Raw genomic sequence first — 22,150 nt, forward strand, 5'->3', positions numbered from 1 at the left:
TTAGAACAACTAAATAGCGAATTTTTTGCCTAGCTATCAACACATTTTTCCAGCCTCAAAATAAATCAATTAATTAAGCGAATTGGTATCAAATGTTTTCGCAACGGCTTTATTAGCAGTACATTCAACTAGGTGTATTGGTATTAAATCTTAACAGAAGATACTTTTTTATAACCTTCAGATTCAAGCTCATCATTTACGCATCTTAATACGTAGGCATTTATCTCTTCATTGCTTACGTCATCATCTTTAGCCCAGTTAACACACATTTCTGTGTACTCTTTTATCATTTCGGCTGAAGCTGTTGGCGTATCGTCTGCTACCGCGTAAGTCGCAGATACTGCAAATAGTGGAGCTACGATTAATGCTAACAATGCTTTTTTCATTCGTTTATTCCTAAATAAATGGTGTGATGACTGATTTAACTAGTCTAAATTAAAGTACAAATCAGTAGTGCCCAATCCAGAACAATTCTGTTGGTAAGTTGATTTTTAATCGAAAACGAAATAAAAGATAACGAAAAATTTTTATCGTGAAGATGAGAAAATTACGCTTAAATTATATTATAAGTATTTGTGTTGTAATAATTTATAAGCTAAGGTCGCTTTTTTTATAAAAAGTAAAATGAATGGCTGATCAGCAATCAAATGTCCCTCACGCACCTCGTACAGTACACAAGGTGGAGCAAGGGTTAGAATCGTTTATATTTGCAGGGCGTTGGTTATTCGCGCCGTTTTTTGTGGGCTTATTGTTTGCAGTAATACTATTACTTATAAAGTTTTTTAAACAACTTTATTTAATGGGCATTGCAACCTTTAGCGCAACAAATCAAGAATTACTCGTTGGTATACTTACACTGGTTGATACAGCCTTATTAGCAGGTTTGCTTTTGATTATTATTTTTAGCGGCTATGAGAACTTTGTCTCAAAGCTCAATATTGAGGGCCATGAAGATAGGCCATCTTGGATGGGGAAGGTTGGCTTCTCTGGTTTAAAAATGAAACTTATTAGCGCTATTGTAGCTATATCTGCGGTTGAGCTTTTAAAGGTATTTATTAATTCAAATATTCACTCAAGTGATGAGTTATTTTGGAAGGTGATTATTCATATTACTTTTGTAAGCTCAGGCGTATTATTTGCGCTCACTGACTATTTAAATAGTAAAACACAATCACATTAAAAAGGTTAAGTTATACCAATTCGCTTAATTAAGTGATCTATTTTGAGGATGGAAAAACGTGTTGATAGCTAGGCAAAAAATTCGCTATTTAGTTGTTCTAAATGAGAATTTTTTAACGCAGATAGCGATACGTTTAGCCCCACAAAATGATTAAGTATTATTGCGGATTGGTATTAGTGCTTTGGTGGCAGCTATTTCGTCTCATACCGACAAAAGTGGCCGCAAGCTTTAAGCGCACAAAAAAAGCCCGATAAAATCGGGCTTTTAAACTCTATGTTAGGGCTTTATTAATTTACAAAAGCAAAATAGCACCCAAAACCGCTTATGCTTAAGATATTACCATCTAAAGTGGCATTACAATGAGATAGTGAATCATGCGCTTGAGTCACTGTTTTACTCAGCTCAAACGTTTGATTTGTGCCAGCTAAATTAAACACACATAGCATTGTTTGCTCGTTTAACGTTCTGTAAAAGGCAAGAATTGGCTCAGCAGTGTCAATAAACTCAATGTCACCTTGTAATAATACAGCATACTCTTTACGCCATGCCATAAACTCACGGTAGGCATTAAGTATAGAGTCTGAATCTATATCCTGAACAGATACAGCACTTTGAGTGTGCGCGATATCTACGGGTAACCAAGGTTTTGCATTACTAAAACCCGCATGTTCTGAGCCATTGTTCTCCCACGGCATCGGTGTTCTGCAGCCATCACGACCTTTAAAGTTTGGCCAGAAAGTAATGCCATATGGGTCTTGTAAGTCTTCAAATGATACAGACGCTTCACCTAAACCTAGTTCCTCACCTTGATACATACATACACTGCCTCGTAATGAAGCAAGGAGAGCTGTAAGCATTTTACACTGAGCAGGGTCTATTTCATCGTTTTGGCTCCAACGACTTGCTACACGCTCTACATCGTGGTTACTGAACGCCCAACACGGCCAGCCCTCAAGCATTCGCTGCTCAAGTGTTTGTACAGTTTCTCTTATGTATTTACTTGAATAATCATCAGTAAGTAGTTCAAAGCTGTAACCCATGTGTAGTTTGTCACCACCTTGAGTGTACTCTGCCATTGTTGCCAATGAATCTTCTGATGAAATTTCACCTAACGATACAGTGCCAGGGTACTTATTAAGTAATGCGCGTATGTCTTGCATAAACTCAATATTTTCTGGCTGAGTGTTATTATAATAGTGATACTGAAAGGCATACGGGTTGTCTTCACTAAAACCACGGCCTTGGCGTTTATCTTTAGGTTTAGCTGGATTATCGCGCAGTTGTGCATCGTGGTAGCAAAAATTAATTGCATCTAGCCTAAATCCATCAACCCCTTTTTTAAGCCAAAACTCAACGTTATCTAGTACTGCTTTTCTTACTTCTGGGTTATGAAAGTTTAAATCAGGCTGTTCGGTTAAAAAGTTATGTAAATAGTACTGACCACGACGAGGCTCCCATTGCCAAGCACCGCCACCAAATATAGATAACCAGTTATTAGGCGCTGTACCATCTTCTTTAGAGTCAGCCCAAACGTACCAATCTGATTTATCATTATTTTGGTTTTCACGACTATCTAAAAACCATTGATGTTGGTCTGATGTATGACTTAATACTTGGTCAATTATAATTTTGATGTCGCGTTTATGTGCTTGATCTATTAACTCATCAAAGTCGTTCAAGTCACCAAAAATAGGGTCTATGTCGCGATAATCGCTAATATCGTAACCAAAATCTTTCATTGGGGATTTGAAAAATGGAGAGATCCAAATAGCATCAACACCAAGGCTTTTAATGTAATCAATGCGATTAATTATCCCTTTAAGATCACCAATGCCATCGTTATTGCTGTCTTGAAAGCTTCGCGGGTAAACCTGATAAATAACCGCACCTTTATACCACTGCTGTTGGGCCATGCTTTTCTCCGTCGTTCCACACAGTATTTATATTGTTATTAGTTTGATTGAAACAATCACTAAATTTTCAAAAAGCATACGTGAAGGGGGCTACTCTGTAAAAAGGCTGCATACGTATGCAGTTAATTTACTTATATATAAACGGTTTTTAATGAGTTTGTTTTGCGCTGAATCTTTTTACTGTGCGCTTTACCAATCAAGCTTTTTACTTATAAATAAAATAGAACGATCTGTTTTAGTGCTTATTTTAAAAGGCTTGCACGGTATTGGTGAAAGTGGTGAATGGTCTGACCAATTTAACTGTTTGGTATTTATAAAAAATTGTTATGTAAATTTAATAAAATGCCTTAGTTAACGCTATTTACAGACCATTTCATGTGGTTTTTATATAATATTTATATTCGTATTTATAAAACTTATTAACAATCATATTGCACCAAATTAAGATTTTAAAAATCAATAGCTTAAATGCCTTTCTGTGAATATTTTGTTAATTATTTTTAGTTTTCGTAGTGTTGAATACGTATGCATAAAGTTGTTAATAAAATAATTCGAGCGTTAATATTGATGCTGACAACAAAATTAGCTCGCCTGTTTGACTATCACTCAAATAAAGAAGCGAGTATCACAATATGGGTAACGGGAAAAACATCATGTCTATGTTCAAACCAAGTATATTAACTTTGGCATTAGCAACTGCAGGTTTAGCAAGCTTTACCTCTGTAGCAGCGCAAGAAGATACAGTTAAAAATGATGACGTTGAGGTTATCGAAGTAAAAGGCTTTCGTGGCAGTGTTGTTGAATCTATCAACACAAAACGCTTTTCTACACAGGTTGTAGAATCTATCTCTGCAGAGGATATAGGTAAACTACCTGACTCATCAATTGCTGAGTCTATTGCACGCTTACCAGGTTTAACAGCGCAGCGTTTAGATGGTCGCGCAAGCAGAGTATCAATTCGTGGTTTTGGTGAAAACGAAAGTGGTACTACCTTTAACGGCCGTGAACAGGTATCTATTGGTGATAACCGTGGCGTAGAGTTTGACCTTTACCCATCAGAAATTATGAGCGGCGTTACGGTATATAAAACGCCAAACGCAAGTATCGAAGCAGAAGGTATTGCCGGTGTTATTAACATGCAAACCGTGCGTCCTTTAAGTAAAGGCGAGCGTGTATTCCAAGTTAATGGTCAATACGAGCAAACCAGCTTTGATAAACTAAACCCAGACGGTAACGACGATGGTTACCGCGGTACTATTTCATACATTGATCAGTTTGCTGATGACACCATAGGTGTTGCATTTGCCTTAACTTCAATGAGCTCACCAAACCAAGAAAAACGTTGGAACGCTTGGGGCTACCCCGAAAGAGAAGTAGGTGGCCAAACATATTCAATTTTAGGTGGTGCAAAACCATTTGTACGTTCATCGACACTTGAACGTGATTCAGCCATGCTCGTACTAGAAGCTGCACCGACTGACAAACTAAATATGACGTTTGATGCATTATATGTAGATTTTACAGATGAAAAAATCTTACGTGGTATCGAAATTCCATTTGCATGGGGGCAAGGTGCACGAGACGAAGACTCATTTGTAATAGATGAGGAATCTGGTTTTATTACGAGTGCCGTTACCGAAGGTCAACGAGTTGTTGTTCGTAATGACTACGAAGAGCGTGAAGCAGAATTAACCGCGTTTGGTTTTAATACTAAATACGATATTGACGATTCATGGTCAGTTGAATTTGATGCAAGTTACTCGCATGTAGATCGTAAAGTGTGGAGCCTTGAAAGTTACTCAGGTACAGGGCGCGGTGATTCACGTGGTGTTGCAGATAACTTAGGTTACACCTTTAATGGCAGTAATACAGGTGCTACGTTTACTCATGACTTAGATTATAGTGATTACAGCCTCATTCAATTAGGCGGTCCTTTATCGTGGGGCGCAAGTAAGGCATTAAATAATCAATATGGTTTAATTGATGTTGATGGAAATGACATTTCTGGTTATAAAGATCAGGCACAGGATGGATTCATAAATGCACCAACGATTGAAGATGAGCTGTCTACGTTAAAGCTAGCTGCATCTAAAGTATTAGAAAACGAATACTTCAGCTCAATTGAGTTTGGTATGTCTTATAAAGAGCGTGAAAAAACAAAAGATTCGCAAGGTTTCTTTATGACGTTATCTGGCTTTTCGCTTGATAATCCTGGCATGCTAGCTGTGCCAGAGCAATATCGCATGGGTAGTGTTGACCTAGGCTTTATTGGCATGGGTGACATGATTGCTTACGATGTTAATGGGTTAGTAAATGACGGTTACTACAGCTTGTTAGATGAAAGCTTAACGAATACTAGCCATTTAACAAAATCGTGGACGGTAAAAGAAGAAATTACCTCAGTATTTGCACAGGCTAATATTAATGCCGAAGTAAGCGGCTTAGCACTTACAGGTAATGTGGGTGTACGTTATGTTCATACCGACCAGTCATCGCAGGGTAATGCATTTAACACTGTTGATGATATTGTAGTGGCATCACCTACCAATATTAGCCACGACTACTCACACGTATTACCAAGCTTAAACTTATCACTTGCGATTGATGAGCAACAAACAGTTCGGTTTGGTGCGGCTAAAACAATCTCTCGTGCACGTTTAGACGAAATGAATGCATCAATTGACGCATCATATAATACTACACAGGATGAAAATGGTAATTACTGGTCTGTATCCGGTGGTAATCCTAATTTAGAGCCAAAAGAAGCAACTGGTTACGATTTAACGTACGAGAACTACTTTAGTGATGAAGGTTACTTCTCTGCTGCATTTTTCTATAAAGACTTAACGCAGTGGATTTTTGATGGTAAATACGAAATTGATATGTCAGGTGTTGCAGATCCATCTAATGGAGAAATTCCAGCTACATCAGAGGGCACAGGTAGCGGTAAAGTAAATGGTGGCGGCGGTGACCTATACGGTTACGAACTATCTCTTGCGCTACCATTTAAAATTTTCCACCCGTCACTTGAAGGCTTTGGTTTAATTGCAAGCCATACCGGTATTGAGTCTGATATTGAAGATCAAAACGGTAACGAGTACGAACTTCCGGGTCTTTCAGATAAAATTCAAAGCTTAACAGTTTATTACGAAATGAATGGTATTCAACTGCGTACCAGCATGCGTAAGCGTAGTGCCTTTAAAGGTGATGTATACGGTTTAGGTTTTAACACCGAGCAAGTAGATATCCTAGGTGAAACAATTTGGGATGTACAAGCTGGGTATGACTTTAGTGAAGCTGGTGTTGAAAGCCTTGAAGGTTTATCAATTCAGTTCCAAGTACAAAACTTAACAGAAGAGCCGTTTACATCGCTTTCTGGTGATAACGCGCTACAAGTTCGCGACTACCAAGATTACGGTCGTACTTACTTGTTAGGCTTTAGCTACAAGCTATAATTAAGGTTGTGTGTAGGAGCCCTTGTAATTTGTGTTACAAGGGCTTTTTTATAGCTACTTTATTTAATACCAATCCGCAATAATACCTAACCATTTTGCGGGGCTAAACGTGGACAATAATATGAAACCAATAAAACACGTTGTCATTGCAGGCGGTGGCACAGCAGGGTGGATAGCAGCAGCCTTGCTTAATAAAGTGTTAGGTAAAGTAATTAACATAACGCTGATTGAATCAAGCACAATAGGCACTATAGGTGTTGGTGAAGCAACAATTCCGCCTATTATTCAACTTAATAATGCGCTGGGTATAAACGAGCTAGATTTTATAAACGCCACCAATGCATCTATTAAATTAGGTATTGAGTTCGAAAATTGGAAAACTCCCTCTCATAGCTACATGCATGCTTTTGGCTCATTTGGAAAAGACTTTCCTTTTTGCGATTTTTACAATTTTTGGGTAAAGGGAAAAATTACCGGCTCTGAAGATAGCCTATGGGATTTTTCGTTAAATTACCAAGCAGCTAAACAGCATAAATTTGCACCTTTAAATACCATACCTAATACGCAATTACCCGGCTTAAGTTATGCGTATCACTTTGATGCAACACGCTATGCAGAATACTTAAAAACGCTTGCTACTTCGCGTGGCGTTAAACACATAGACGCTAAAATAGAGCAGGTTAATCAATGTCTGCACTCAGGCAATATTACAAGCCTCACACTTGATGATGACACCCAAATTAATGGCGATTTATTTATAGACTGTACCGGTCAGCGTGCTTTGTTAATAGAGCAAACACTTAATACAGGCTTTGTCGATTGGTCTCATTATTTACCATGTGATAGCGCCGTTGCTGTGCAATCTCAAGGTACTGATTCTCTAAAACCTTATACTCGCTCAATTGCGCATAGTGCAGGTTGGCAATGGCAAATTCCGCTGCAAAACCGTGTGGGTAATGGGCTTGTTTACTGTAGCCGATACTTATCTGATGAGTCGGCCACGCAGTTACTATTAAATAATTTACCCGCTGAGCCCATTACAGCACCACGCGTTATAAAATTTAAAACAGGACGGCGCTTAAAGCAGTGGTATAAAAATGTGGTTTCGGTTGGGCTCGCCAGTGGCTTTTTAGAGCCGTTAGAGTCAACCAGTATCCACTTAATACAAAGTGCAGTAACCCGCTTAATAAAGCTGTTTCCGCATAATGGTATTAGCGATGCGTTAGTTGCAGAATTTAATAAGCAAAGCGTGACAGAAATAGAGCACATACGCGATTTTATTATTTTGCATTACAAACTAACAGAGCGAGAAGACTCGGCGTTTTGGCGTCAGTGTAAGCAAATGGAAATTCCCGATTCATTAGCTCATAAACTCAATTTATTTAAACACACAGGCAAAGTAGTTCGTGAAGACGATGAACTATTTGCAGAAGTTGCTTGGCAGCAAGTGTTTATAGGCCAAGGCCTTATTCCCGATGATTACAATAGTATTGTTGACTCATTAAGCAGTGAACAACTTAACGATTTATTTTCTACATTAAAAACTCTTATTACTTCAACGGTAGAACAATTACCTACTCATAAAGATTTTTTAGCAAAAATTAAAAAGGCCTAATGATGCGATTTTTAAATACACTTTTATTTGTAAATGCGTGCACCTTACCAACCATTAGCTATGCACTTGACGTCGAACCTGCCAATTGGTGGGTAGGCATGAATAAAAACACGATTAACATCATGGTGCATGAGCAAAATATTGCAAACGAGCAAATTAAATTAGCTAAATACAATGGCGTTAAGTTAAATAAAGTAACGCGCACAGATAACCCAAATTATGTGTTTTTGAATATTACTGTTACCGATGTCGCTAAAGCAGGAACGCTTAAATTTAATAGCAGCGAAGCGAGCCAAAGTTTTGAGTTTCCACTACTTGCGCGTGATAAAAACAGTGCAAAGCGCCAAGGCTTTACATCTAACGATACCCTTTATTTAATCAACCCAGATCGCTTTGCTAATGGTGATGAGCAAAACGATACTGTTCCTATCATGCTAGAAGCGGCAGATCCTAGTATAAAGGGCGGGCGTCACGGTGGTGATATACAAGGGGTTATAAACGCATTACCGTATTTAAACGATTTAGGCGTTACACAGCTTTGGTTAACGCCAGTACTTGAAAACAACATGCCAGATTACTCTTATCATGGTTATGCAATTACTGACTTTTATAAAGTTGACCCACGTATGGGCTCAAATCAGTTATATAAAACGCTCTCGGTAAAAGCAAAAAAGCAAGGCATAGGCCTTGTAATGGATATGGTACTAAACCATTTTGGGTCAGAGCATACATGGGTTAAAGATAAGCCTACCAAAGATTGGATTAACTTTAATGGTGAGTTTAAAAAAGGTAAAAACGCCACAAGCCATGCACGCCAAACTATACAAGATCCACACGCCAGTGAGTACGACAAGCGCCAATTTAACGATGGTTGGTTTGTAGAAACCATGCCTGATTTAAATCAGCGCCAACCACTGTTAAGCGAGTATTTAATTCAAAACGCTATTTGGTGGATTGAGTACGCTGATTTAAGCGGTATTCGTGTTGATACCTACTCTTACTCAGATAAAGCATTTTTGAGTGATTGGACAAAAGCCATTATGCAAGAATACCCAGATTTTAACATTGTAGGAGAAGAGTGGACATCTAATCCTGGAATTGCCTCTTATTGGCAACGTGGTAAAAATAATCAAGATGGTTATACATCAAGCCTACCAAGCGTGATGGACTTTTCTTTGCAAGAGTCGGTAATTCAAGCGCTAAATGAAGATGAAAGCTGGAATACGGGCTGGGTTAAAGTCTATGAGTCGTTGGCGAATGACTTTTTATACCCTGATACCAATAACATTATGGTATTTGCTGATAACCACGATATGAGCCGTGTATACACCGAGCTTGGACAAGATGTTGCAAAAACTAAAATGGCCATGACGTTATTTTTAACTACGCGCGGTATTGCACAAATGTATTACGGTACGGAGGTTTTATTAGATAACACTCCGAGTAAAGACCATGGTGATATTAGAATAGACTTTCCGGGTGGATTTAAAGGCCAAACAAGTAATGCATTTACAGGTAAAGGGCTTACCTTGCAGCAAAAAGACATGCACAAAACAATTAGTACCTTGCTTAACTTTAGAAAAAACAGCACAGCGCTAGATAAAGGCAAATTAGTGCACTTTACGCCTCAACAAGGTGTGTATAGTTATGCGCGTATTAGCGACGAGCAAACTGTATTGGTATTTATGAATAAAAACACAAAAGAGCTAACTAAAAATATTGAGTATATGCAGGAGGTAATACCAAAAAATGCTAAAGCGCTTAACTTATTTACCAACAAAACACAGTTGCTAGGTAATACAGTGGCTTTACCGCCAATGAGTGCAACGGTATTAGTTATAAATACCCCTTAATAGTTTACCTGAATACGTATGCAGCAACTGTATGGTTGCTGCACTAATCTTTAGTATAAAGTTATAAAAATACTGACAAAAAGACGCACAATGAAAAAATCAGTTTATGTACCCGCAATACTGTGTAGCGCACTTATTGCTATGGGTTGTTCAGAAAGTAACAAACCCGAGCAACCACATGCGCCAGCACAAACAAAAAACGAATTAACCAAGCCTGTTGTATACCAAGTATTTACTCGCCTATTTGGTAATACCAACACTTCTAATATGTCATGGGGCACTAAAGAGCAAAATGGTGTAGGCAAATTTGCCGATTTTAATGACGCAGCTTTAAAAGGTATAAAAGAGTTGGGTACCACACATGTTTGGTACACCGGCGTGCTACACCATGCGTTAGTTGGGGATTATACTGATTATGGGATTTCTCAAGATGACCCTGATGTAGTTAAAGGCAGGGCGGGCTCACCTTATGCTATTAAAGACTATTACGATGTAAACCCTGATTTAGCAGTTAATGTTACTCAACGCATGGATGAATTTAGCGCACTTATTGAGCGTACACATAACCATGGCATGAAAGTAATTATTGATATAGTGCCTAACCATGTAGCACGAAATTACCAATCCCTTGGCAAACCTAAAGGCGTTAAAGACTTTGGCGCGCAAGACTACACCACTAAAGCGTACGATAAAAATAATAACTTTTACTACGTACCAGGGCAGTCTTTTCAGGTGCCAACATCGCCAGAGTATAAAGTTTTAGGGGGTAATGAACACCCATTAGCGGATGGCTTTTTTGATGAAACTCCCGCTAAATGGACAGGTAATGGTGCCCGTGCAGCAAAACCCGATATAAATGACTGGTACGAAACAGTAAAAGTTAATTATGGCGTAAAGCCTGATGGCAGCTACGACTTTGTCCAATTGCCAAGTGAATACAAAAATAAAGACTACCGTGCTCATTATGCATTTTGGCAAGATAAAGAGCTTCCTAACAGCTGGTACAAATTTAGAGACATAGCACTTTTTTGGCTCGATAAAGGCGTTGATGGCTTTAGATACGACATGGCCGAAATGGTGCCCGTAGAGTTTTGGAGTTTTTTAAATTCGTCGATAAAAATGCAAAAAAGCGACGCCTTTTTGTTAGCTGAAGTTTACAACCCGCTAATGTACCGTGCGTATATTCACCAAGGTAAAATGGACTACCTTTACGACAAAGTAGGCTTTTACGACACACTAAAAGCCATTATGCAGGGTAAGCAAGCTGCTAATACTATTTTTGCAGCCCAAAGCCAAGTTACCGATATTGAAGCGCACATGCTGCACTTTTTAGAAAACCACGACGAGCAACGTATCGCAAGCCCTGACTTTGCAGGTAATGCTGCGTGGGGTAAACCGGCTATGGTGGTTTCAAACTTGATGAGCCGCGCACCCACGTTATTATATTTTGGCCAAGATGTGGGAGAGGATGGCTCAGAAAACGCAGGATTTGGCACAGCTACACGCACCAGTATTTTTGATTACATTGGCGTACCGGCGCATCAAGCGTGGATGAATAACGGCAAGTTTGACGGCGCTAATTTAACAAAAGAACAAGTAGCACTTCGTGATTACTATAAAGCCATTATGTCACTTAACAGCTTGCCTGCTGTAGTAGGTGGTGAAATGACAGAGCTTAACGTAACAAAAAGCGAGCGAGTTGTTGGCTTTATGCGCAAACTTGGCCAACAAACGCTGTACGTTTTAAGTAACTTTAGCAAACAACCTCAAACTATTACGGTTAACTTATCAAAAGCGCAATTAGCGGCACTTAGCGATCACACACAATTGCATGACTTACTTGAGCAGCATAGCACCGAGATCACATCAGGGTCGCAAGGCGCCACATTCACACTCACACTTGATGCATTTAGCAGCGCAGTATTAACAAATAAGGCTAATAATGAATAATCAAAATAATAGCGACAAGCCAAATTTAAGCTTTTGGCAAATATGGAACATGTGTTTTGGCTTTTTAGGCATACAGTTTGGTTTTGCCCTGCAAAACGGTAACGTGAGCCGTATATTTCAAACATTAGGTGCACAAGTAGATGACATACCCATTTTATGGGTTGCAGCACCGCTTACCGGTTTAATTGTACAGCCAATTATTGGTTACTGGAGCGATAAAACATGGGGACGTTTTGGCCGCCGTCGTCCGTTTTTCTTTGTAGGCGCGGTGTTAACAACGCTTTCATTATTTATTATGCCGCACTCGCCTACACTTTGGATTGCCGCAGGTATGTTATGGATTATGGATGCGTCAATCAACGTGACCATGGAACCGTTTAGAGCACTTGTAGGCGATAACTTGCCAGAAAAACAACGCGCTACCGGTTACGGTTTACAAAGCTTTTTTATTGGTATTGGTGCGGTACTAGCCTCAGCATTGCCATGGATGATGACTAATTGGTTTGATGTAAGCAATACGGCAGCGTCAGGGCAAATTCCTGAGTCTGTTAAATACTCATTTTATTGGGGTGGGGTTGTGTTACTCGTTGCTGTGCTTTGGACCGTTGCACGTACAAAAGAGTACAGCCCAGAACAATTAGCTGAGTTTGAAAAGCAAAGTGCTCAACCTACTATCAGCAAGCTGGTTGATATTAACTTTAATAAAGGCGCCATTATTTTTGTGGTGTTAGGTTTAGCAACCCTTGCATTAGTAATGGGGTTATCGCTTGAAAAAGAGCTTTACCTACTTGCTGGTGGTTTATTAGCGTTTGGTATTGTGCAGTGGATTGCAGCGGCCCTTAAAAGTGTTAATAAAACCCAAGGTGGTTTTTACCAAGTAGTACAAGATGTATTTACTATGCCAGAGGCCATGAAGCAGCTTGCATGGGTACAGTTTTTTAGCTGGTTTACGTTATTTGCCATGTGGATTTACACCACCGCCGCGGTAACAAGCTTTCATTATGGTAGTAGCGATGCAACCTCTAAAGCATTTAACGATGGTGCAGATTGGGTGGGTATTTTATTTGCCGCTTACAATGGTTTTGCCGCGATTGCCGCGATGTGTATTCCGTTTTTAGTTAAAAAAATGGGTTTAAAAGGCGCCCATTGTTTTAATTTATTACTGGGTGCATTAGGCCTTGGCAGCTTTATGTTTATTCAAGACCCTAAAATGTTACTTATTCCTATGATTGGAGTGGGCTTTGCGTGGGCGTCTATATTATCGCTGCCTTATGCCATGTTAAGTAACGCCTTACCAAGTAACAAAATGGGCGTTTACATGGGTATTTTTAACTTCTTTATTGTTATACCGCAGTTACTTGCCGCCAGTATTTTAGGGCTTATTTTACGTCACGCATTTTCAAATCAGCCTATTTACGCATTATTAATTGGCGCAGCCTCGTTCGTTGTTGCCGGCATTGCTGTAATGCGCGTTAAAAATTCTAATTAAGGACACACAATGAAAAAATATAACCTTATAACTGCCTCACTTTTAACATTGGGTTTAACTGCCTGTGGTGCACAAAACACAAGCACAGATAACAAAAATACCGCTGCACAGGTTAAATCAGCTCCTGGCGCACCAGGTGTAGAGCCATTTTGGGCTTATGCAGGTAAAACAGGGATTGGCACGTCTTACGAGCAATACCAAAAAGGCCAATACAGTGATTCAGCTGCAACAGGCGATGTATCTAAGGTATGGTTTTCAATTGCTAAAGGTATGATCACCGAAACCATGTTTGGGCTTATCCACCAAGCGCAAATTAAAGACATGCAGTTTGTTGTTACAGGTAAAGACTTTACTGTAACCGAAGCTGATGAATTAGATGTCACCATAGATTACTTATACAAAGATGCGCAAGGGCGCCCACTTTCGCTTGCCTACAAAGTAACAAGCACAGATAATCAAGGGCGCTTTAGCCTAGAAAAACACATATTTACCGACCCAGACGGGCAAACATTATTTGTTCGCAGTGTATTTAACACTGAACTTGAAGGGTTAAAAGCCTATGTTGTTGTAAACCCTTATATAAACAACAACGGGTTAGGTGACTTTGCTAAAACGACTGAGCAAGGCCTTGTAGCATGGGAAGACGATAACTATTTATCACTTCAATCAGCAACCCCTTTTAAAGCTAAAACAGTAGGTTTTACAGGCGAAAGCGATGGTATTAACGCACTTAAAACAACTCAAGCGCTAAACACTCATTATACAAATACTGGTGAAACTGCAGGTAACGTAAGTATGTTGGCAGAGCTTGGTGGAATAAGCGCTAACACCACCTTCGATTTAGCACTTAGCTTTGGTAAAACGCAGCAGCAAAGTATTCAGCAAGGCGAGAAAAGCTTAGCTAAAGGCTATCAAGCAGTGCTTGAACACTATAACGGTAAAGGTGAAGCGCTCGGCTGGCAAGATTACCTACAAAGCCTTAAACCACTTAATACCATGGTTGAGCAAACCGCCGATAACGGTAAGCTTTTATACACCAGTGCCATGGTTTTAAAGGCACAAGAAGATAAAACCAATGCCGGTGCGCTTATTGCGTCATTGTCAAACCCATGGGGCGAAACCGTATCTGCTAAAGAAGGCTCAACCGGTTATAAAGCGGTATGGGTGCGCGACTTTTACCAAGTAGCCATGGCATTTATGGCGCTCGGCGATACCGCCACCGCAAAAACAGCATTCGAATACCTTGAAAAAGTACAAGTAAACAGCAAAACCCCGGGCAATAACGGCGATACAGGCTGGTTTTTACAAAAAACACATGTAGATGGTGAGCTTGAATGGGTAGGTGTACAACTAGATCAAACAGCTATGCCTATAATGCTTGCTTGGAAGTTACACAAAGCCAATGTACTTAGCGATGAAGAGCTAAAAAGCTGGTACAGCAAAATGTTAAAGCCCGCGGCTGATTTTTTAGTTGATGGCGGCCTTGCTAAAATTTTATGGAACGATACGCAAATTACACCACCGGCAACCCAACAAGAACGCTGGGAAGAGCAAGAAGGTTATTCGCCTTCGACTACTGCGGCAATAGTCGCTGGCCTTATTACAGCCAGTGATATAGCAACGCTTAGTGGCGATGATAAAAACGCAAAGCGCTACTTAGATACGGCTAAAAAGTATAACAACGATATTGAATCGCACATGTTTACCACTAAAGGTAACTTAAAAGGCGAAAATAGTGATGGTGAATACTTTATTCGCATAGGCCAAGATACCGATGGAAACTCAGACACTAAAATTAACGCTAATAATGGCCGTGAAGGGTTTAATAAAAAGCAAATTTTAGATGGTGGGTTTTTAGAACTAGTACGTTATGGTGTACGTGGTGCTAACGACGAAAGCATTGTTAAAACACTGCCTGAGTACGATGATGAAACGCTTGAAGATAACCTACAAGTTAAATACAGCTTTAGCTTTGACGATGGTAGCGGCACATTTGCAGGCTACCGCCGCTACGGTAATGATGGCTACGGTGAAGATGAAGTAACAGGCACTAATTACGCAGAAGTCGGCAGCAACACACCAGGCCAACGCGGTCGTGTATGGCCATTTTTTACAGGTGAACGTGGCCATTATGAAATAGCTGCTGCCAATGCAAACAACGCCCTTGATGATGCAAAACAAGCCCAAATCAAAAACAGCTATGTTAAAGGCTTAGAGCAATTTGCCAATAATGGCCTAATGCTACCAGAGCAAGTATGGGATGGCGTAGGTGTAAATAAAGCAGGTTATAAGCTAGGTGAGGGTACTAATTCAGCAACACCACTGGCATGGACACATGCTGAGTATGTTAAACTGGTTCGTTCATTGAGTGATAAACAAGTATGGGATCATTACCCAGTTGTAGAGAAAGCCTTAAAGTAGAGTTACTTTGAAAAATTTAAAAGCCATGGTTAATAGCCGTGGCTTTTAGGTTTTAAAATGAGGCTTGAACGTTAAGCTGTTATATTAGTTTTAGTTATAGTGACTTAGCTGCTCCCCCTGGCAATCAATGCTGGTGGTAAAAGGGTGCTTTGTACTTCTTCTTCACGTATTAATTTAAGTAGGTTTTCTACTAGCATTTGCCCTGCAACGGTAGTGTCTTGCGCTATTGTAGTAAGCGGTGGATTAATATAGCTCGCAATAGCTATGTTATCAAAGCCCACAACGGCCACATCGGTAGGTACTTTTATGTTGGCTTCTTTAAGTGCGCGAATAGCGCCAATTGCGATTAAATCACTGGCGGCAAATAGTGCGTTAAACTTAATGTTATTAGCAATAAGTGAGCGTGTTGCATGATATCCCGACTCCTCAGTAGAGATAGCGTTAGCCATTTTTCGCTCATTTACAGTTACGTTATTAGCTAACAGCTCGTCTTTAAAGCCTTCAAAGCGAGCAAAAAACTCTGGACTGTGATCAGATGCATCGCCAATAAATGCACAATCTGTACGGCTATGAGCAATTAAATGAGCTGCTGCAAGTTTGCCTCCGCCGTAATTATCACAGCATACGGTGAGATCTGGGCGGTTATCTACAGTTGCCCCCCAACAAACAAACTTGGTATTTTGATCGAGTAGGGTTTTAAATTTTGGTTGAAAGTCTATGTAATCACCGTAGCCGAGTAAAATTATGCCATCGGCTCTGTGGCTATCCTCGTAATCTGCTTGCCAATCAGCACTTGCAGATTGAAACGAAACCAGCAAATCGTAACCTTCTTTTGCACATGCGCGAGTAATACTGCCAAGCATAGATAAAAAGAATGGGTTTATTTGTGATTCGTCAGAGGTAGGGTCTTCGAATAATAATAAAGCTAGAGTACTGCTTTGCTGAGTACGTAGGTTACTAGCATTTTTATCAACTTTATAATTAAGTTGCTTTGCTATGTCGTGCACGCGCTTGCGAGTTTCTTCATTAACAAGAGGGCTGTTACGTAAAGCACGAGATACCGTTGATTGTGAAACCCCTGCATAATGGGCGATGTCAAATGAGGTGGCTTTACCTTTCATTGTTACAACTTAATTAAATGCTAAATAATTGTGTCATTTTCGACTATTAATGAATTATTTCAAGCTTTTTACGATTTATTATTGATCTAGCCCTGACACCGGTGTCATAATGTCAATGTTTTATCATTTTGTTGTCAAAACGTATTAGCTGCTACTTAAAGTGGCAGCCTTTTTTACTGTGATAGCTACTTTGAGGTGATAGCTCAAAGTGTATAAATAACAACGCAATGCCGTTGTAAAATAATAAGCATAAGCCGCTTACACAAAAGAGATAATACCATGAGCCAAAATTCTTCTGCCCAGTTTACTCCCATTTTAGTCGCCGATATAGGCGGTACTAACGCTCGCTTTGCATTAATCACCGATTTTAACGAGCAATCAAAGCAATTTGTTATTGAGCATATTAACATATTTCCTAGTGCAAACTTTGGTTCTTTAGAAAGCGCTCTTGAACAGTATTTAACAACTATTCCCCACGTAACGCCAACTCACGCATGTTTGGCAGTTGCAGGCCCAATAAAAGCAGGCCAAGTACATTTAACAAATTTAGGTTGGCACTTTAGTGTTAACGAGTTTAAAGCACATTTTAATCTAACTCAGTTAGAAGTGATTAATGATTTTGCTGCATTTGCCTATGCCGCTCCTTATTTAGACTCAACGCAGAATATTACCATTAAACCAGGGCAAGCCGATGCTAACGCGAATATAGGTGTAATGGGCCCAGGTACAGGTTTTGGCGCTGCGTGCTTAGTGCGTACCGCGCAATCTACGGCAGTGTTAAGCTCTGAAGGCGGCCATATGACGCTTGCACCGGTAAATGAGCTTGATTCTTTATTAATAAATGAGCTTCGTAAAGAGCATCCTCATGTTTCAATCGAAACTATTTTTTCAGGCCCAGGTATTGCTCATTTATACAAAGCAATGGCTGCAGTGAAAGGTGTTCCAGCTAAAAATTTAGATGCCGCGCAAATTAGCAGCTTGGCTAACAGCGGCGAGTGTGAAGTGTGTGATGCAACACTTAACCAATTTTGTGATTGGATAGGCAGTGTGGCTGGCGACTTAGCAGTAGTGTATGGGGCATTGGGTGGATTGTTTATAGGCGGTGGTATTTTACCTCGTATGCAAAGCAGATTAATAGAGAGCCGTTTTGTAGAGCGTTTTTCGCAAAAAGGTGTAATGTCTCAATATGCAGGCCAAATTCCGGTTACGCTAGTAACACAAGATAACATTCCGCTTATTGGCGCTGGTGCGTGTTTATATAACAGCAAATAGTTTTTTGCTTAATGGTTGTATTTGGATAATGAACAAATGAAAAAAGTAACCATAAATAGTGTAGCAAGCCATGCGGGCGTTTCTAAAAAAACGGTATCGCGGGTTTTAAATAACGAGCCTAACGTAAGTGCTGCCACACGCGAAAAAGTGCTTAAAGTATTTAAAGAGCTTGATTATACGCCAAACCCAATAGCACGCGGACTTGCGCAAAATCGTAGCTTTATTATTGGCTGTTTGTACGATAACCCAAGTAAAAGTTATATAACGCGAGTGCAAACAGGTGCACTTGCTGCCTGTAAAGAGAATAACTACAACTTATTAATACACCCATGCGAATTACGTGGCGATGATTTAATTAACGATATAGAACAGTTATTACAAACATCACGTTTAGATGGCGTTGTACTTACTCCGCCATTTGGTGATTTTGAAAAGCTCGCTAATTTTTTAAAAGCTAAAAAAATACCGTATGCACGCGTAGCATCAGCACTGCTCGAAGATGATTCAATTTCAGTGCGTAGTAACGATGAGCAGGGCGCTTATGAAATCACTGAGCATTTAATTTCGCTTGGTCACAAATCTATTGCCTTTATTAAAGGGCACCCTGATCACAGTGCAACTCAGCAGCGCTTTAAAGGTTACAGACGAGCTTTAGCTAGTCATGGAATAGAATTTGACGAGCGCTTGGTAGAAGAGGGTAACTTTAGTTATCACTCAGGTGTAGATAGTGCACGCAGTATTTTAGATTTATCACCAAGGCCTACGGCTGTATTTGCATCGAACGATTACATGGCGGCAGCGGTACTAAAGCTTGCCACACAACGCCAATTACGCGTGCCAGATGATATATCTATAGCAGGGTTTGATAACGCGCCAATTGCACGCCACATTTGGCCAGGCTTAACAACTATTGCACAGCCAGTTGAAGAAATGACTAAACAGGCTGTAACACAGCTTATTTCGCATATATCACAACCTCAAGAACAGCCGTATCAGGTAACACTTGAATCACGACTAATAACGCGAGAGTCCACAGCGGTCATAAAGTAAACTTTATTTGTTTTTCACAGTAACCCGAATATGAGTGACGCTTATTCGGGTTTTTTTTGTGCGGATTTTAGTAAATAAACTAAAATTACTATGTTCATTAATTGGTCACGTTAAAATTTTACACTATTTTTGTTACCCAGGGTTGACACCGGTGTCAATGCTATGCGTTAATACAGTGACACCGGTGTCAGGGTTGTTGTGAGAGGCTCCCTGGTAGCGTACCTTTGAACGGGTAAATCAAAGATGCTCAGGGCAGTTATTTACGTGGAGTCTGTAATTGCTACTGAGCCTTTTTCCTCTAACTAATAGAGATGAGCTAAATTATGTTGCACCCTCGCATTGAAGAAGTCACCCAACGCGTTATCGAACGCAGTAAACAAACCCGTCAAGATTATTTAGATCGTATTTCGCACGCAAAAAAACAAACAAGAGTTCGTGCCGGACTAGGCTGCGGAAACATCGCTCACGTTATGGCTGCGTGTAGCAGCGACGACAAAGCGCGCTTAAAGGCTGATGAGCAGCCTAATCTTGCTATTATCAACTCATATAACGATATGCTTTCGGCCCATGTGCCATACAAAGACTACCCAGATTTAATTAAAGACCTTGCAACTAAGTACGACGCAACAGCACAAGTTGCTGGTGGCGTACCTGCAATGTGTGATGGTGTTACGCAAGGGCGTGACGGCATGGAACTATCGCTTTTTTCTCGCGATGTTATTGCAATGTCTACAGCTATTTCATTATCGCATGACGTGTTTGATGGCGTATTTTGTTTAGGCGTGTGTGACAAAATTGTCCCTGGTTTATTAATTGGCGCATTATCATTTGGCCATTTACCTGTGTTCTTTTTACCAGCAGGCCCAATGCAATCTGGTATCCCAAATAAAGAAAAAGCACGTATTCGTCAAAAGTTTGCACAAGGCTTAGTAAGCCGCGAAGACTTGCTAGAAGCTGAAAGCGCGTCTTACCACAGCGCGGGTACTTGTACGTTTTACGGTACTGCTAACTCAAACCAAATGCTTATGGAAATAATGGGCTTGCACCTTCCAGGTAGCTCATTTATCAACCCATACACAGAGCTTCGCGATGGACTAACAGGTAATGCTGTAGAAACCATGCTTAAGCAACTTACAGATGATAAAGAAAGCCCATGTTTAGCAGATGTGATCAGCGAAAAAACCATTATTAATGGTTTAGTTGGCTTGCTTTCAACAGGTGGCTCTACTAACCACGCTATTCATATTGTTGCTATTGCAAAAGCGGCTGGTATTCAAGTTACTTGGAAAGACATGTCTGATTTATCAGAAGTTGTTCCACTACTTACGCGTATTTACCCGAACGGCTCAGCAGATGTAAATCACTTTCAAGCTGCAGGCGGAATGGGCTTTTTAATGCGTGAACTTGCAAGCGCTGGCTATTTACATACCGATGTTAAAACAATGCTAGGTGATGGCCTTGCACCGTACATGACAGAGCCGCGTCTTGATAAAGACGAAAGCTTAATCATGAGCGATTCAAATGGCCCAACTAAAGTTAAATGGGTAGATTGTCCTGAAAACTCTCTTGATGAAGAAGTACTTCGCCCAATTAACAACCCATTTAGCAAGCAAGGTGGCTTACAACTACTTACTGGTAACTTAGGTAAAGCAGTAATTAAAGTATCTGCTGTAGCAACCGAGCACCAAGTAGTAACAGCGCCTGCTAAAGTATTTAGCTCACAAGGCGAACTGCAAGAGGCATATAGCCGTGGCGAATTAAACCAAGACTTTATTGCTGTACTTAAAGAGCAAGGCCCTAAAGCTAAAGGTATGCCAGAGCTTCATAAATTAACGCCGGTAATGGCAACCCTTCAAGACGAAGGCTTTAAAGTAGCCATTGTTACTGATGGTCGTATGTCGGGTGCATCAGGTAAAGTGCCTGCTGCAATCCACTTAGCGCCAGAAGCTGTTGAAGGTGGCATTATTGCAAAAATTCACGAAGGTGATTTAGTAACTCTAGATGCGCCTAACGGAATATTAAAAGTACATGTTAGCGATGAAGAACTTGCTAAGCGTGAACTACAACTTAGCCAACCAAGCTTAACGTTTGGTACAGGCCGAGAGTTATTTACTGGATTTAGAAATATTGTAAGCAGCGCCGATTTAGGTGCGAGTGCTTTTGGACTTGAATAATAATTGCCACACACTGGGTAATGAGGAACAAGTAATGAGTATTGAAAAAATCTTAGCATCGGCACCCGTAGTGCCAGTGGTTGTAATCGAAAAACTAGAAGATGCAGCACCACTAGCTAGAGCGTTATATAATGGTGGCTTAAAAGCCCTTGAAATTACGCTACGTACACCTGTTGCTGTTGAAGCAGTAAAACTTATGAAGGCAGAAGTTCCAGAAGCTTTCGTTGGTACAGGTACAGTGGTTGATAAAGCAAGCTTTGACGCTTCAGTAGAAGCGGGCGCTGATTTTATGGTAAGCCCAGGCGTAAGTGATGAATTATTAGCATTGGCTAAAAATTCAGATATTCCATTTTTACCTGGTGCTGCAACTGCGAGCGAAGTTATGCAGTTAGCAAGTCATGGTTTTAAGTATTTAAAATTCTTCCCAGCTGAAGCCGCTGGCGGAACAGCAATGCTTAAGTCGATTGGTGGCCCATTACCACATATTACTTTTTGCCCAACCGGTGGCATTAGCCTAGCAACTGCACCTAACTACTTAGCGCTTAAAAACGTTATTTGTGTTGGTGGTACGTGGATGCTAGATAAACAACTTATTGAAAATAAAGACTGGCAAGCCATTGAAGCGCTTGCTCGCCAAGCAAGTGAACTTAAATAGGA

At 40.2% G+C, this 22,150-nt stretch carries 14 protein-coding genes; 11 read left to right on the top strand and 3 right to left on the bottom strand.

What is annotated here, in order from left to right:
• Window positions 1-143 precede the first annotated feature (143 nt).
• On the bottom strand, window positions 144-386 hold the full coding sequence (locus CWC11_RS18140; protein ID WP_104642520.1) for a hypothetical protein: 243 nt from the start codon (window positions 384-386) through the stop codon (window positions 144-146).
• Between the two features lie 242 nt (window positions 387-628).
• Between CWC11_RS18140 and CWC11_RS18145 the strand changes: the two genes are divergently transcribed.
• On the top strand, window positions 629-1,180 hold the full coding sequence (locus CWC11_RS18145; RefSeq protein ID WP_138683811.1) for a TIGR00645 family protein: 552 nt from the start codon (window positions 629-631) through the stop codon (window positions 1,178-1,180).
• Between the two features lie 287 nt (window positions 1,181-1,467).
• Here the strand turns inward: CWC11_RS18145 and CWC11_RS18150 are convergent, their stop codons facing one another.
• Window positions 1,468-3,093, bottom strand: a complete 1,626-nt coding sequence (locus tag CWC11_RS18150; protein ID WP_138683812.1) for an alpha-glucosidase family protein — start codon at window positions 3,091-3,093, stop codon at window positions 1,468-1,470.
• 653 nt (window positions 3,094-3,746) lie between these two features.
• On the opposite strand from CWC11_RS18150, the gene CWC11_RS18155 reads away from it, so the two are divergent.
• The 6 genes from CWC11_RS18155 (at window position 3,747) to CWC11_RS18180 (ending at window position 15,876) form a co-directional block, all read left to right on the top strand.
• Window positions 3,747-6,548, top strand: coding sequence for a TonB-dependent receptor (locus CWC11_RS18155; RefSeq protein WP_138683813.1), 2,802 nt, complete (start codon window positions 3,747-3,749; stop codon window positions 6,546-6,548).
• Window positions 6,549-6,669: 121 nt separating this feature from the next.
• Window positions 6,670-8,163: a tryptophan halogenase family protein gene (locus CWC11_RS18160; protein ID WP_138683814.1), complete on the top strand. Its 1,494-nt coding sequence runs from the start codon at window positions 6,670-6,672 to the stop codon at window positions 8,161-8,163.
• Complete coding sequence (locus CWC11_RS18165; RefSeq protein WP_138683815.1) at window positions 8,163-10,016, top strand: glycoside hydrolase family 13 protein; 1,854 nt, start codon at window positions 8,163-8,165, stop codon at window positions 10,014-10,016. Before CWC11_RS18160 ends, CWC11_RS18165 begins: the two co-directional genes overlap by 1 nt.
• Window positions 10,017-10,106: 90 nt before the next feature.
• On the top strand, window positions 10,107-11,966 hold the full coding sequence (locus tag CWC11_RS18170) for an alpha-amylase family glycosyl hydrolase (protein WP_138683816.1): 1,860 nt from the start codon (window positions 10,107-10,109) through the stop codon (window positions 11,964-11,966).
• A complete protein-coding gene (locus tag CWC11_RS18175) occupies window positions 11,959-13,455 on the top strand; it encodes an MFS transporter (RefSeq protein WP_138683817.1) in 1,497 nt (498 codons plus the stop codon). Before CWC11_RS18170 ends, CWC11_RS18175 begins: the two co-directional genes overlap by 8 nt.
• A 9-nt stretch (window positions 13,456-13,464) precedes the next feature.
• Window positions 13,465-15,876 carry a glycoside hydrolase family 15 protein gene (locus tag CWC11_RS18180; protein ID WP_138683818.1) on the top strand — a complete coding sequence of 804 codons (2,412 nt, stop codon included), beginning with the start codon at window positions 13,465-13,467 and terminating at the stop codon, window positions 15,874-15,876.
• A 104-nt stretch (window positions 15,877-15,980) separates the two neighbouring features.
• Here the strand turns inward: CWC11_RS18180 and CWC11_RS18185 are convergent, their stop codons facing one another.
• The gene (locus tag CWC11_RS18185) at window positions 15,981-16,997 is read right to left on the bottom strand and encodes a LacI family DNA-binding transcriptional regulator (protein WP_138683819.1); all 1,017 of its coding nucleotides are present in this window, start codon (window positions 16,995-16,997) and stop codon (window positions 15,981-15,983) included.
• Window positions 16,998-17,276: 279 nt separating this feature from the next.
• Here CWC11_RS18185 and glk point away from each other — a divergent pair, with 279 nt between their 5' ends.
• From glk to CWC11_RS18205, 4 genes are all read left to right on the top strand, one after another.
• Window positions 17,277-18,269, top strand: coding sequence for a glucokinase (gene glk / locus CWC11_RS18190; RefSeq protein ID WP_138683820.1), 993 nt, complete (start codon window positions 17,277-17,279; stop codon window positions 18,267-18,269).
• Between the two features lie 36 nt (window positions 18,270-18,305).
• Window positions 18,306-19,319 carry a LacI family DNA-binding transcriptional regulator gene (locus tag CWC11_RS18195; RefSeq protein ID WP_138683821.1) on the top strand — a complete coding sequence of 338 codons (1,014 nt, stop codon included), beginning with the start codon at window positions 18,306-18,308 and terminating at the stop codon, window positions 19,317-19,319.
• A gap of 323 nt (window positions 19,320-19,642) precedes the next feature.
• A complete protein-coding gene (gene edd / locus CWC11_RS18200) occupies window positions 19,643-21,493 on the top strand; it encodes a phosphogluconate dehydratase (RefSeq protein WP_138683822.1) in 1,851 nt (616 codons plus the stop codon).
• 34 nt (window positions 21,494-21,527) lie between these two features.
• Entirely contained in the window at window positions 21,528-22,148 is a 621-nt protein-coding gene (locus CWC11_RS18205) for a bifunctional 4-hydroxy-2-oxoglutarate aldolase/2-dehydro-3-deoxy-phosphogluconate aldolase (RefSeq protein ID WP_138683823.1), read from the top strand.
• Window positions 22,149-22,150: the final 2 nt, after the last annotated feature.

This window comes from Pseudoalteromonas sp. S3178, assembly GCF_005886985.1.
Taxonomy (GTDB): domain Bacteria; phylum Pseudomonadota; class Gammaproteobacteria; order Enterobacterales; family Alteromonadaceae; genus Pseudoalteromonas; species Pseudoalteromonas carrageenovora.

Bases quoted from the DNA above. Each gene is read 5' to 3' on its own strand.
- CWC11_RS18140 (WP_104642520.1), bottom strand. From the start codon at position 386: ATGAAAAAAGCATTGTTAGCATTAATCGTAGCTCCACTATTTGCAGTA.
- CWC11_RS18145 (WP_138683811.1), top strand. From the start codon at position 629: ATGGCTGATCAGCAATCAAATGTCCCTCACGCACCTCGTACAGTACAC.
- CWC11_RS18150 (WP_138683812.1), bottom strand. From the start codon at position 3,093: ATGGCCCAACAGCAGTGGTATAAAGGTGCGGTTATTTATCAGGTTTAC.
- CWC11_RS18155 (WP_138683813.1), top strand. From the start codon at position 3,747: ATGTCTATGTTCAAACCAAGTATATTAACTTTGGCATTAGCAACTGCA.
- CWC11_RS18160 (WP_138683814.1), top strand. From the start codon at position 6,670: ATGAAACCAATAAAACACGTTGTCATTGCAGGCGGTGGCACAGCAGGG.
- CWC11_RS18165 (WP_138683815.1), top strand. From the start codon at position 8,163: ATGATGCGATTTTTAAATACACTTTTATTTGTAAATGCGTGCACCTTA.
- CWC11_RS18170 (WP_138683816.1), top strand. From the start codon at position 10,107: ATGAAAAAATCAGTTTATGTACCCGCAATACTGTGTAGCGCACTTATT.
- CWC11_RS18175 (WP_138683817.1), top strand. From the start codon at position 11,959: ATGAATAATCAAAATAATAGCGACAAGCCAAATTTAAGCTTTTGGCAA.
- CWC11_RS18180 (WP_138683818.1), top strand. From the start codon at position 13,465: ATGAAAAAATATAACCTTATAACTGCCTCACTTTTAACATTGGGTTTA.
- CWC11_RS18185 (WP_138683819.1), bottom strand. From the start codon at position 16,997: ATGAAAGGTAAAGCCACCTCATTTGACATCGCCCATTATGCAGGGGTT.
- glk (WP_138683820.1), top strand. From the start codon at position 17,277: ATGAGCCAAAATTCTTCTGCCCAGTTTACTCCCATTTTAGTCGCCGAT.
- CWC11_RS18195 (WP_138683821.1), top strand. From the start codon at position 18,306: ATGAAAAAAGTAACCATAAATAGTGTAGCAAGCCATGCGGGCGTTTCT.
- edd (WP_138683822.1), top strand. From the start codon at position 19,643: ATGTTGCACCCTCGCATTGAAGAAGTCACCCAACGCGTTATCGAACGC.
- CWC11_RS18205 (WP_138683823.1), top strand. From the start codon at position 21,528: ATGAGTATTGAAAAAATCTTAGCATCGGCACCCGTAGTGCCAGTGGTT.